Origin of the sequence: Frateuria sp., from assembly GCF_035943815.1 — a bacterium.
GTDB lineage: Bacteria > Pseudomonadota > Gammaproteobacteria > Xanthomonadales > Rhodanobacteraceae > Frateuria_A.
On sequence record NZ_DASZBU010000015.1, the window covers coordinates 84,408 to 96,390 of the forward strand.

Annotated in this window: 10 protein-coding genes; 6 read left to right on the top strand and 4 right to left on the bottom strand. The window is 69.4% G+C overall.

Annotated elements, in window-relative coordinates:
- Positions 1-305: 305 nt before the first annotated feature.
- Positions 306-1,463: an isovaleryl-CoA dehydrogenase gene (locus VGU65_RS11005; RefSeq protein ID WP_327475637.1), complete on the top strand. Its 1,158-nt coding sequence runs from the start codon at positions 306-308 to the stop codon at positions 1,461-1,463.
- Positions 1,464-1,558: 95 nt separating this feature from the next.
- Positions 1,559-1,759 (top strand): hypothetical protein, encoded by a 201-nt coding sequence (locus VGU65_RS11010; RefSeq protein ID WP_327475639.1) that lies wholly within the window; start codon positions 1,559-1,561, stop codon positions 1,757-1,759.
- Positions 1,760-1,819: 60 nt separating this feature from the next.
- Here the strand turns inward: VGU65_RS11010 and VGU65_RS11015 are convergent, their stop codons facing one another.
- Positions 1,820-4,636 carry a S8 family serine peptidase gene (locus VGU65_RS11015; protein WP_327475641.1) on the bottom strand — a complete coding sequence of 939 codons (2,817 nt, stop codon included), beginning with the start codon at positions 4,634-4,636 and terminating at the stop codon, positions 1,820-1,822.
- A 210-nt stretch (positions 4,637-4,846) separates the two neighbouring features.
- Here VGU65_RS11015 and VGU65_RS11020 point away from each other — a divergent pair, with 210 nt between their 5' ends.
- The 3 genes from VGU65_RS11020 to VGU65_RS11030 all read left to right on the top strand — a co-directional run bounded on the left by VGU65_RS11020 (position 4,847) and on the right by VGU65_RS11030 (position 8,405).
- Positions 4,847-6,022, top strand: coding sequence for a thiolase family protein (locus tag VGU65_RS11020; protein WP_327475643.1), 1,176 nt, complete (start codon positions 4,847-4,849; stop codon positions 6,020-6,022).
- A gap of 159 nt (positions 6,023-6,181) precedes the next feature.
- Positions 6,182-6,601 carry a hypothetical protein gene (locus tag VGU65_RS11025; RefSeq protein ID WP_327475645.1) on the top strand — a complete coding sequence of 140 codons (420 nt, stop codon included), beginning with the start codon at positions 6,182-6,184 and terminating at the stop codon, positions 6,599-6,601.
- A gap of 196 nt (positions 6,602-6,797) precedes the next feature.
- Positions 6,798-8,405, top strand: a complete 1,608-nt coding sequence (locus VGU65_RS11030) for a carboxyl transferase domain-containing protein (protein WP_327475647.1) — start codon at positions 6,798-6,800, stop codon at positions 8,403-8,405.
- 267 nt (positions 8,406-8,672) lie between these two features.
- Here VGU65_RS11030 and VGU65_RS11035 read toward each other — a convergent pair whose 3' ends face one another.
- From VGU65_RS11035 to VGU65_RS11045, 3 genes are read right to left on the bottom strand one after another with little or no spacing between them, the layout of a single operon-like run.
- Positions 8,673-8,984, bottom strand: coding sequence for a DUF6587 family protein (locus VGU65_RS11035; protein ID WP_327475649.1), 312 nt, complete (start codon positions 8,982-8,984; stop codon positions 8,673-8,675).
- Entirely contained in the window at positions 8,981-10,813 is a 1,833-nt protein-coding gene (gene feoB, locus VGU65_RS11040; protein WP_327475651.1) for a ferrous iron transporter B, read from the bottom strand. Before feoB ends, VGU65_RS11035 begins: the two co-directional genes overlap by 4 nt.
- Complete coding sequence (locus VGU65_RS11045) at positions 10,810-11,052, bottom strand: FeoA family protein (protein ID WP_327475653.1); 243 nt, start codon at positions 11,050-11,052, stop codon at positions 10,810-10,812. The genes feoB and VGU65_RS11045 overlap by 4 nt, the downstream gene beginning before the upstream one ends.
- Positions 11,053-11,189: 137 nt before the next feature.
- On the opposite strand from VGU65_RS11045, the gene VGU65_RS11050 reads away from it, so the two are divergent.
- On the top strand, positions 11,190-11,975 hold the full coding sequence (locus tag VGU65_RS11050; protein WP_327475655.1) for an enoyl-CoA hydratase/isomerase family protein: 786 nt from the start codon (positions 11,190-11,192) through the stop codon (positions 11,973-11,975).
- Positions 11,976-11,983: the final 8 nt, after the last annotated feature.

The following is an 11,983-nucleotide window of genomic DNA, read 5'->3' on the forward strand; positions in this document are numbered from 1 at the left end:
CTTGCTTGAGCCCCTCTCCCCCTCGGCAGAGGGGTGGGGTGAGGGTGCGGTACTGCCGGGCATTCCGCTCCGCCCGCACCCTCACCCGCCTGTCGGCCCCTCTCCCGGAGGGAGAGGAATTCGCCCATGAGGCTTGAGGCAGGCGCTTCGACTTCGCCCTGCGGGCTACGCTCAGCGCGAACGGCGCTTTTTCTCCGTTGACCCTGAGCGTAGGCGCGCAGCACCGGAGTCGAAGGACCGGAGGCCCTCACCAGCTCCAACACGCCGCGCGCTAAAATCCGTTTTCACACCCAAGGAGTTCCCGGATGCGCCCGTTCCCGCTCGGAGAAGACATCGACCTGCTGCGCGAGAGCGTCCACGCCTTCGCGGAAAAGGAGATCGCCCCGCGCGCCGACCGCATCGACCGCGAGAACCACTTTCCCGAAGACCTCTGGCGCAAGTTCGGCGAGATGGGCCTGCTCGGCATGACCATCCCGACCGAATACGGCGGCACCGGCATGGGCTTCCTGGCGCACATGGTGGCGATGGAGGAGATCTCCCGCGCCTCCGGCTCGGTGGGCCTGTCCTACGGCGCGCACTCCAACCTGTGCGTGCAGAACATCTTCCACAACGGCAGCGAGGAACAGCGGCGCAAGTACATCCCCAAGCTGTGCTCGGGCGAGTACGTCGGCGCGCTGGCGATGAGCGAGCCGGGTGCCGGTTCCGACGTGGTCGGCTCGATGAGCTGCAAGGCCGAGCTGCAAGGGGACGTGTGGGTCGCCAACGGCTCGAAGATGTGGATCACCAACGGCCCCGACGCCGACGTGCTGCTGGTCTACATGCGCACCGCGCCGCGCGCCGCCGGCAGCCGCTGCATGACCGCCTTCATCGTCGAGAAGGGCATGAAGGGTTTCTCCACCGCGCAGAAGCTGGACAAGCTCGGCATGCGCGGCTCCAACACCTGCGAACTGGTGTTCGACAACTGCGAGATCCCCGCCGCGAACGTCGTCGGCGAGGTCAACGAAGGCGTGCGCGTGCTGATGAGCGGCCTGGATACCGAGCGCCTGGTGCTTTCCGGCGGCCCGCTCGGCCTGATGCAGGCGGCGCTGGACCTCACCCTGCCCTACGTGCGCGAGCGTAAGCAGTTCAACGCGCCGATCGGCACGTTCGGGATGATGCAGGCCAAGGTCGCCGACATGTACACCGCGCTGCAGTCCTCGCGCGGCTTCGCCTACCTGGTGGCGCAGCAGTTCGACGCCGGCATCAAGTCGCGCATCGATCCGGCCGCGTGCCTGCTCAATGCCTCCACCAATGCGGTGAAGGTGACGCTGGAGGCGATCCAGGCGCTGGGCGGCAACGGCTACATCAACGAGTTCCCGGCCGGCAGGCTGCTGCGGGACGCCAAGCTGTACGAGATCGGCGCGGGCACCAACGAGATCCGGCGCATGCTGATCGGGCGCGAACTGTTCCACGGCAAGGCGTGAGTGACCCACAAGGCGTTGTTCGGCGAAGGCCCGCTTCGGCGGGCCTTTTTGCGTCCGCCATCGGCAAAGCTGATGGAAGCCATCACGACACCGACATGCCGCTCGACCCTGGCGGCAGGCTGAGCGACCAGGACGCATGGGACGTGGCGATGTTCATGGACGCCCACGAGCGCCCGCAGGATCCCCGCTACACCGGCGATCTCGCCGCTACCCGCAAGGGCTTCCACGGCACCTCCATGTCGCTCTACGGCCAGCGCGTCAATGGCCGCCTGCTCGGCTCGCAGCCCTCCAGATAGCACGCGGGCCGCTCCTGCACCCGCGCATGTGCGCCAGGTGCAGGACGGCCCGCGCGGTGGTCAGAACGACAGGCGATAGGCCAGCGTCGCCATGCTCCCGTGCTCGCGCTGGGCGAAGTGCTGGTCCAGGCCGAAGGAAACGCCCGCACGCGGGGACATCGCCCAGTCCAGCGTCATGCCCGCCACGCCGCCATAGCGCGACAGGCCGATGCCGCCCAGCGGTGCCCACTGGTCGACGCCGGTAAAGCTGGCGTCGAACACGTCGCCGCGCATGGCAAACGCACGCTGCCAGGCCAGGTGCGTCTGCAGCTCCAGGCTGCCGCCGCCGGCAAAAGTCCACTGCCGCTGCGCACGCACGCCGACGCCGGCCTGCCAGCGCTCGACCTTGCCGGCGTTGGCCTTCAGGCCGAAGCCGTAGGCGCCCGGCTCGTTGAAACCGCTGCTGTCGATGCGTGCGTACTGCAGGCTGGCATAGGGCGTGACCGTCAAGGCGCCCAGCGAGGTGCGGTAGCCGCTCTCGCCGTAGGCCACGTCGTAGTGGCCGTGGCTGTCGCTGGCCACGCCGGCGAAGGTCGGGCCCAGTTCCAGGTTGCGGTGCATCGTCTGCCGGTAGTTGCCGACGCCGACACGCCCCATCAGGTAGGCGTTGCCGCGCACCACGCCGCCGTAGAGCATGCCCTCGAGCGCATGGCTGCGGCCCTGGTCGGCGCTCTCGGCGAGGCGGCCCAGGCCTTGCGCCTGGCTCAGCGCAAAACCGGCCACGCCGTCGCTGCCGATGCGCATGTCCTGCCCGGCCAGGGTGCCGGAGAGGTCCACGCCGACATTGCCATAACCCGCGCGCTGCATGCCGCCGTGGTAGCCCAGGTCCTGCATCCAGCCGCCGGCCTGCCCATGGTCGAGCAGCCGGTCGAAGCGGTCCGACAACGCGCGCGTGCCCGCGTCGATCGCCTCGAAGGTCATTGCCGCGCTGGCCGCGTGCAGCTGGCCGGAGAGGCTTTCCAGCGAGTGCTGCGCGCTGGAAAGCGTGGCCGCCTGCTGCAGGTCGGCCGCGCCGGCGACGAAGCCGCTGGCGGCCGACGCCGAAGTGGCCCCTTTCGCCGAAAGCTGCTGATCCAGCTGGTTGAACGCGCCCTCCACGCGCTGCGCCGCGTTGTAGGAAGACGCCGTGTAGCTCATGCCCTGGATCGCGGTCACGTCTGCGCGGGTGACGTCCAGCCAGGCGCTCTTGGCGTCATAGCCGGGCGTGGCGGTGAGCATCACGTTGCTGGCCGCACCGATCGCACTGAAGGTGCCGCTCAGCGCGACCGCGCTATCGAGCACCAGCGTGTGCGCGCTGGCCACGTAGCTGGACTGCTTGCCGATCACGTACAGGTCGCCGGCGATCGAAGCCGGGCCGGTGACGTGCAGCGCCGAACCCAGGGTCAGCGCCAGCCGGCCGGTGGACGGCTGCGTGTAGCTGCCGCCCACGTTCACGCTGGTGTTGCCCACGGTCAGCACGCCGGCGTTGACCACGCTGCCTGCGATGGCGGTGGCCGAGCCGAGCACGGCACCCGCGTCGATCTGCACCGACGAGGCCAATGCCTTGGCGTAGAGCGTGCCGCCCGCGACGTGGGTGAGGCCGGTGTAGCTGGCGTCCTGGGTCAGGTTTAGCGCGCCGCTGCCCTGCTTGGTGAGCCCGCCCGCACCGGAGATCGGGTTGTTCCAACTCGAACTGCCGGTGAAGTTAACCGTGACGTCGCCCCAGTCGAACCTGGCCGGGCCGTTCACCGCCTTGCCGACGTCCAGCATGCCGTAGCCGAACACGGGATCCGGGCCGGGCGCGCCCAGGTCGTCGGCGGTGCCCAGCAGGGTCTGGCGCACCAGGTCGTTGTTGAAATACGGGAAGGCCTGCCACACCAGCGCGGCGGCGCCCGATACCTGCGGCGCGGCGAAGGACGTGCCCTCGACGATCCAGTAGTTCTTGGAAGGGTCCGGATTCGGATAGTCCTTGTCCGCGACGATCACGCTGCCCGGCGCGACCAGGCAGTAGCGCATCGCCGAGCCGCAGGCGTTGGAGTAGCTGGCCAGCTGGGTCGGATGGTTGCTGTCGACCGCCGCCGCGACCAGCCAGCCCTGCTCCAGCTCCGGCGCCAGGTTGGGCAGCGCGGCGATGGTGCTCGGATTGGGCTTGCTGTCGTTGCCGGCGGCGAACACCACCAGGCCGTCATGGTTGACTACGAAGTCGTCGTAGGCCTTGCCGAAGGCCTGGTTGACCGAGGCGTCGGTGGTGTCCCAGTAGATGCCGCCCCAGGAATTGTTCTGGATGCGGACGCCGTTGCTGATCAGGTCGGGATTGAGGGACTGGCCGAAGAACGTCGCGTCGTTGGCGGTGACCTTGTTGCCGTTGCCCGAGCCGTCGTCGGTGGGCTCCTTGTCCGCGATGATGCGCGCCGACACCAGCGTGGCGCCGGTCGCGATGCCTCCCGCGAACTTGCCGACCGGCAGTCCGGCGGCGACCTCCGAAACCCAGGTGCCGTGGCCGACCACGTCGTCGATGCTGGTGTTGTTGGCCTGCGGATCGACGTAGATCAGCTCCTTGACCACCCTTCCCGCCAGGCTCGGGTGGTTGCGCATCACGCCGCTGTCGACGATGCCGATGGTCACGCCCTGCCCGGTATAACCGAGGCTGTGCGCCGCATAGGTGTTGGTGAGCGAGAGCTGCGCATCGATCGGCGGCGGCGGCACCGAGGAGCTCGGCGGCGGCGCCGGCGGGGGCGCGGGAGGCTGCGTGACCGGCGTGGGCCGGACATTCCCTCCGCCGCCGCCGCACGCGCTCAAGCCCAGCGCCACGAGAATCCCGAGCGCCACGTCCCGATGGCGCATTGCCTGAATGTTCATATCCCTTCTCTCCCCTCGATCCCGCGAGCGATGACTGGCGAGCGCCGTCCGCACGATCGTGCGAACCCTTGCCCGCAACCGTCGGCTAGTCTCCCATAACGCAAGCCTCGCGCGCGTGATACAGAGGTTTGCCGCACTGCCGCATGGACTGCGATAATGGGCAATCGTCCACGGCGCGCCGGGCGCGCCCAAGCCTCGCGGAGTATCCCCATGTCCGACGTCGTCATTGCCGGCGCCAAGCGCACCGCCATCGGTTCCTTCCTCGGCCAGTTCACCGGCGTGCCGACGCCCACCCTCGGCGCGGCGGCCATCCGCGCGGCGCTGGACCAGTCCGGCGTGGCGCCGGCCGAGGTCAGCGAGGTGATCATGGGCTGCGTGCTGCCAGCCAACCTCGGCCAGGCACCCGCGCGTCAGGCGTCGCTCGGCGCCGGCCTGCCGGTGGCCACCGGCTGCACCACCATCAACAAGGTGTGCGGCTCGGGCATGAAGGCGATCATGCTGGGCCACGACCTGATCAAGGCCGGCTCGGCGGACGTGGTGGTCGCCGGCGGCATGGAGTCGATGACCAATGCGCCGCACATGGTCAATGCCCGCACCGGCATCCGCTACGGCGACGGCCAGCTGGTCGACCACATGGCCTACGACGGCCTGACCAATCCCTACGACGGCAAGGCCATGGGCGTGTTCGGCGAGCAGTGCGCCGACAAGTACCAGTTCAGCCGCGAGGAGCAGGATGCCTTCGCGATCGAGTCGGTCAAGCGCGCGCAGGCGGCGCAGGCCTCCGGTGCGTTCGCCGGCGAGATCGTCCCGGTCACCGTCAAGGGCCGCAAGGGCGACGTGGTGGTGGACGCCGACGAGCAGCCCGGCCGCTCGGACGTCAACAAGGTCCCGACCCTCAAGCCCGCCTTCCGCAAGGACGGCACCATCACCGCCGCCAGCTCCTCGAGCATTTCCGACGGCGCAGCCGCCGTGGTGCTGCTCTCGAGCGACGACGCCAAGGCGCGCGGGATCACCCCTCTGGCACGCATCGTGGCTCACTCCACCCACTCGCAGGAACCGGAATGGTTCACCACCGCCCCGGTGGCCGCGATCCAGAAGGTGCTGGACAAGGCCGGCTGGACGGTGGCCGACGTGGATCTGTTCGAGGTCAATGAAGCGTTCGCCGTGGTGGCCATGGCGCCGATGCGCGAACTCGGCGTGCCGCACGGAAAGCTCAACGTCAACGGCGGCGCCTGCGCGCTCGGCCATCCGATCGGCGCCAGCGGCGCGCGCCTGGTGGTCACCCTGCTCAACGCCTTGAAAACCCGCGGCGGCAAGCGCGGCGTGGCGGCGCTGTGCATCGGCGGCGGCGAGGCGACCGCGATCGCGGTGGAACGGCTGGATTAAGGCGCACCCGTCACCTGCCGTCGACGCAACGAATGAAAGCCGGTTAACCGGGTTTTTAATACGTACTGAAGGGCCGCCGTATAAACATATGGCGCGTCTACGGCGAAAGCGCTATTAATACGCGGCCAAAACGGCATTCCACGGCAAAGGAGATCCACCATGAAGTTGACGCGTACCCTACTCGCCTCCGCGCTCGTCGCGCTGCTGGCGGCTTGCAGCAACGGCGCGCAGGATTCCGCGCAGGACGCCCAGAAGTCCGCCGACCAGGCTCAGCAGTCCGCTGACCAGGCCCAGCAGGCTGCGGCGCAGACCCAGAGCCCGGCTGCTAACCAGGCTGCCCAGCAGGCCACCACCCAGGCCGCCGCTGCCGGCCAGGCTGCCAACCAGGCGCAGCAGGCTGCCACCGCCGCCTCGGCTGCTGCTCCGGCTGGCAGCTCGTCGGCCAACAAGGACGCCATGTCGATGGCCAAGGACGCCGCTTCCAACGCTGCTGGCCAGGCCGACAAGGCTGCCAGCGCCGCGAAGGACGCTGCCGGCAATGCCAAGGATGCCGCCAAGGACGCGAACAAGGGCCATTGATCCCTTCGTTTGCTCCGCAAAAGAAACCGGCCGCTCGCGGCCGGTTTTTTTTTGCCCGCGTGCGTTACGGCCGCGACCGGCCACGCGGGCGTTATCATCCGGTGTTTGGCTGGCGCGATGGCTCTGCCTGCAGGGCACAGCGCCCAGGATATCTGCCGCCGCGCGCGGCCCCGAACGAGACCACGAGTCCAGCCCGATGAGCACCATCGCCTCGCAGATCGATCCCCGTTCGCCCGACTTCCAGGCCTCCAGCACCGCCCTGCGCGGACTGGTCGATGACCTGCACCGGCAGCTGGCGCGCAACGCCGAAGGCGGCGGCGCCAAGGCGCGCGAGAAGCACACCGCGCGGGGCAAACTGCTGCCGCGCGAGCGCATTCGCGCACTGCTCGATCCCGGTTCGCCGTTCCTGGAGCTCTCGCCGCTCGCCGCGCACGGTATGTACGACGACGCCGCGCCGGCGGCCGGCATCATCACCGGCATCGGCCGCGTCAACGGCAACGAGGTGGTGGTGGTCGCCAACGACGCCACGGTCAAGGGCGGCACCTATTTTCCGATGACGGTGAAGAAGCACCTGCGTGCGCAGGAAGTGGCGCTGGAGAACCGGCTGCCCTGCATCTACCTGGTCGACTCCGGCGGTGCCTTCCTGCCACTGCAGGACGAGGTGTTTCCGGACAAGGAGCATTTCGGCCGCATCTTCTACAACCAGGCGCGCATGAGCGCGCTCAACATCCCGCAGATCGCGGTGGTGATGGGCAGCTGCACCGCCGGCGGCGCCTACGTGCCGGCGATGAGCGACGAGACCATCATCGTGCGCGAACAGGGCACCATCTTCCTGGGCGGCCCTCCGCTGGTGAAGGCAGCCACCGGCGAGGTGGTGGACGCCGAGACGCTGGGCGGCGCGGACGTCCATACGTCCGTCTCGGGCGTGGCTGACCACTTCGCGGAGAACGACGCGCACGCGCTGGCGATCGCCCGCGACGTGGTGGCCAGCCTCAACCGCAGGAAGACGGTGCCGCTGGCGCTGCAGCCGCCGAGCGAGCCCAGATATCCGGCCGAGGAACTCTATGGCTTGATCCCGCTGGACACCCGCCGGCCGTTCGACATCCGCGAAGTGATCGCGCGCATCGTGGACGGTTCGGAGTTCCACGAGTTCAAGGCGCGCTACGGCAAGACGCTGGTGACCGGCTTCGCGCACATCCACGGCTATCCGGTGGGCATCGTCGCCAACAACGGCATTTTGTTCGCCGAGAGCGCGCTCAAGGGCGCGCACTTCATCGAGCTGTGCAACCAGCGCAACGTGCCGCTGGTGTTCCTGCAGAACATCACCGGTTTCATGGTCGGCAAGAAATACGAGCAGGCAGGCATCGCCAAGGACGGCGCCAAGATGGTCACGGCCGTGGCCTGCTCGCACGTGCCCAAGTTCACCGTGGTGATCGGCGGCAGCTTCGGCGCCGGCAACTACGCCATGTGCGGCCGCGCCTACGGCGCGCGCTTCCTGTGGATGTGGCCCAACGCGCGGATCAGCGTGATGGGCGGCGAGCAGGCCGCCAGCGTGCTGGCCACCGTGAAGCGCGACGGCCTGGAAGCGGCCGGCAAGAGCTGGAGCGCAGAGGAAGAGGATGCCTTCAAGGCACCGATCCGCGAGCAGTACGAGCGCCAGGGCCATCCCTACTACGCCAGCGCGCGGCTATGGGACGACGGCATCATCGATCCGGCCGACACCCGCCGCGTGCTGGGCCTGGCCATCTCCGCCTCGATGAACGCGCCGATCGAACCGCAACGCTACGGCGTGTTCCGCATGTAACGCGGGTGCCATACCGCGTGCAGGAGCCGCTGTGCCGGCACCATCAAGGGGCATTCCCCCCGACCGAACGTACGGGGGCCTGGCTTGTGAAGTGGCGACCGAAGACTCGGACAGCGGAGTAGCTTCCTCTCCCGGCGCTCTGCGTCCGTTGAGAGGGAACCCTCGACCCTCCGACCTCGGCCCCACGGATTGCCGCCGCCTGCGTGCAACGCAGATGGAGCATCAATGGTCCAGCGCCGCTTGCGGCAACCCCCGGCCGCACCCGCTTCAGCCGCCGCGCGGGCGGAACTTGAGCGGCACCGCTTCGACGTCCCCCGGCTTCGCGCCGGCGGGTTTCCTGGGTCCGCAGGCACCGCAGGTGCTGCAACCGTCCGCGCAGTTCCCGGTGGCCTGCTTCGGCTGCAGGCGGCGGGCGAGCGCATGCGCCAGGCGCGAGCGGCCAGGCCGGGCCAGGCGGATCGAGGCGGCGGCGAACCAGCGGTTGGTCAGCTGCGGCGCCAGCTTGCGGAACGCCAGCAGCGCGCTGGCCAGCACGATCAGGCCGACCACCACGTACTGCGCGAGCAGCCCGCCGCTCACGCCAGCGCGCTCGCGATGCGGTAGACCAGGAACGAGGCCGCGTAGGCCATCACGAACATGTAGCCGAACGAGATCGCCACGTTGCGCCAGGAGTCGGTCTCGCGCTTGATCACCGCCAGCGTGGACATGCATTGCGGTGCATAGGCGAACCACACCAGCAGCGACAGCGCGCTGGCCAACGGGATGTGCGAGGACAGCGCCGGACCCAACGCGGATTCGCCGCCCACCGCATAAACCGTGGCCAACGCCGCGACCGCTGTCTCGCGCGCGGCGAAGGCGGGGATCAGCGCCAGGCTCATTTCCCAGTTGAAACCGATCGGCGCGAACAGGTGGGCGAGGACGCGACCGAGATGGCCTGCGATGCTGTAGTCGATCGCCGGATCGGTGGCGCCCGCCGGCGGCGCCGGGAAGCTGGACAGCGCCCACATCAGCACGGTGAGCGCCAGGATCACGCCGGTCAGGCGCCTGAGGAAAATCATGCCGCGCTCGTACAGGCCGATCCCCACGTCGCGCGCCTTGGGCAGGCGGTAGGACGGCAGTTCCATCAGCAGCGCGTGCTCGCTGCGATCGCGGCGCACGCGCTTGATCACCCAGCCGACCAGCATGGCGCCGGCGATGCCCGCCGCGTAGAGCGCGAACAGCACCAGGCCCTGCAGGTTGAACACGCCCAGCACGCGGCGCGCGGGAATGAACGCGCCGATCAGTAGCGCGTACACCGGCAGCCGCGCCGAGCAGGTCATCAGGGGCGCGACCAATATGGTGGCCAGGCGGTCGCGCGGATCGGTGATCGAGCGCGTGCCCATGATGCCGGGGATGGCGCAGGCGAAGCTGGACAAGAGCGGGATGAACGAACGCCCGGTCAGGCCGACCGAGACCATCAGGCGGTCGAGCAGGAACGCCGCGCGCGGCAGGTAGCCCGACTCCTCCAGCGTGAGGATGAAGAAGAACAGCACCAGGATCTCGGGCAGGAATCCGAGCACGGTGCCCAGGCCGCCGCACAGGCCGTCGGTGACCAGGCCCTGCAGCGGGCCGGCCGGAAGCCATACGGCCAGGTGCCCGCCGAGCCAGCCGAAGCCGTCGCCGATCGCATCGGTCATCGGCTTGCCCACCGAATACACGGCCTGGAACACCAGGAACATCACCGCGGCGAGGATCGCCAGGCCGAACACCGGGTGCAGCGCCCAGCGGTCCAGCGCGTCGTCCAGCCGGTCGGTGGCGCGCGGCATCACCACGGTGGCGGCGAGCAGCTCGCGCACCTGCGCGTGCAGGTCGGCGCGGCTGGCAGGATCATCGGGTTGCACGGGCGATGCCGGCGGCACCTCGCCGTCCACCCGCTCCACCAGCGCCTTCGCGCCGCCGCGTCTGACGGCGACGGTTTCCACCACCGGCAGGCCGAGCCGGCGCGACAGCTCCGGCACGTCGATCGCGATGCCGCGGCGGCGCGCGGCGTCCATCATGTTGAGCGCCAGCACCACCGGCCGCCCCAGCCGCTTCACTTCGAGCACGAAGCGCAGGTGCAGGCGCAGGTTGGTGGCGTCGGCCACGCAGACGATCAGGTCCGGCGGCGCCTCGCCCGGATAGTTGCCTTCCAGCACGTCGCGGGTGATCCGCTCGTCGGGGCTCACCGCGTCGAAGCTGTAGGCGCCGGGCAGGTCCAGGACCTGCAGCATGCGGCCGGACGGCGCGGTGAAGCGCCCTTCCTTGCGCTCGACGGTGACGCCCGCGTAGTTGGCCACCTTCTGCCTGCCGCCGGTGAGCTGGTTGAACAGCGCCGTCTTGCCGCAGTTGGGGCTGCCGACCAGGGCGATGCGCAGGCTGTCCGCGCTCATGCGGCCTCCGCCTTCACCATCACCCGCGCCGCTTCGCTGCGGCGCAGGGCGAAGCGGGTCGAGCCGATCTGGATCAGCAACGGATCGGCGCCCAGCGGTCCCCGAGCAACCACCCGCACCGGCTCGCCATCGACGAAGCCCAGGTCGCGCAGGCGCTGCGCGATGGAATCGTCGGCGTGCGCGTCGTCCACGCGATCGACCACGGCGGGCGAACCTTTGGGCAAATCGGAAAGGTGCACGATGGGGAGGCAAGGAATAAGAATGGTTCCCATTATAGGGCAAAGCGGCGTAGCGCACAGGGCAGGTTTGTCGCAGGGGCAACCTGTCCTCGGGCCCCGCCCCGCTACACTTCCCGCTTTCCGCAAGGAGCCTGCGCATGCCCGCCATCCTCGTCACCGACCACGGCGGCGTCCGCCGGATCGCACTCGACCGTCCGGACGTGCACAACGCCTTCGACGACGCGCTGATCGCCGAACTGACCACCGCCCTGGTCGACGCCGGCCAGGACAGCGCCGTGCGCGCGGTGGTGCTCACCGGCACCGGAGCCAGTTTCTCCGCCGGCGCCGACCTGAACTGGATGCGCGGCATGGCGGCCGCCAGCGAGCAGGAGAACCGCGAGGACTCGCTGCGCCTGGCAGCACTGGTGCGCACGCTGCAGTTCGTGCCGAAACCGACCATCGCCCGCGTCAACGGCGCCGCCTATGGTGGCGGCGTGGGCCTGGTCGCCGCCTGCGACATCGTCATCGGAGCCGAGCATGCCAAGTTCGGCCTGACCGAGGTGAAGCTCGGCCTGGTGCCCGCGGTGATCTCGCCCTACGTGGTCGCGGCCATCGGCGTGCGCCAGGCACGGCGGCTGTTCCTGACCGGCGAAACCTTCGATGCCGCCGAGGCCTGCCGCATCGGCCTGCTGCACCGCGTGGTGCCCGCCGAGGCGCTGGACGAGGCGGTCGACTTCACCCTTGCGCTGCTGGCCAAGGCCGGCCCGCAGGCGCAGCGCGAAGCCAAGCGCCTGGCGCTGCGCATGGCCGGCATCGACGAGGAACGGGCCGGCCGGCTCGACGCCGAGAACGCCGAGCTGATCGCGCGGCTGCGCGTTTCGGACGAAGGCCAGGAAGGGCTGGGCGCGTTTCTGGACAAGCGCGCGCCTGGCTGGGCCGCGTAGCCCCGCCG

What these genes read in the sequence shown, in the direction of transcription:
- VGU65_RS11005 (WP_327475637.1), top strand. Translation starts at nt 306, where the DNA reads ATGCGCCCGTTCCCGCTCGGAGAAGACATCGACCTGCTGCGCGAGAGC.
- VGU65_RS11010 (WP_327475639.1), top strand. Translation starts at nt 1,559, where the DNA reads ATGCCGCTCGACCCTGGCGGCAGGCTGAGCGACCAGGACGCATGGGAC.
- VGU65_RS11015 (WP_327475641.1), bottom strand. Translation starts at nt 4,636, where the DNA reads ATGAACATTCAGGCAATGCGCCATCGGGACGTGGCGCTCGGGATTCTC.
- VGU65_RS11020 (WP_327475643.1), top strand. Translation starts at nt 4,847, where the DNA reads ATGTCCGACGTCGTCATTGCCGGCGCCAAGCGCACCGCCATCGGTTCC.
- VGU65_RS11025 (WP_327475645.1), top strand. Translation starts at nt 6,182, where the DNA reads ATGAAGTTGACGCGTACCCTACTCGCCTCCGCGCTCGTCGCGCTGCTG.
- VGU65_RS11030 (WP_327475647.1), top strand. Translation starts at nt 6,798, where the DNA reads ATGAGCACCATCGCCTCGCAGATCGATCCCCGTTCGCCCGACTTCCAG.
- feoB (WP_327475651.1), bottom strand. Translation starts at nt 10,813, where the DNA reads ATGAGCGCGGACAGCCTGCGCATCGCCCTGGTCGGCAGCCCCAACTGC.
- VGU65_RS11050 (WP_327475655.1), top strand. Translation starts at nt 11,190, where the DNA reads ATGCCCGCCATCCTCGTCACCGACCACGGCGGCGTCCGCCGGATCGCA.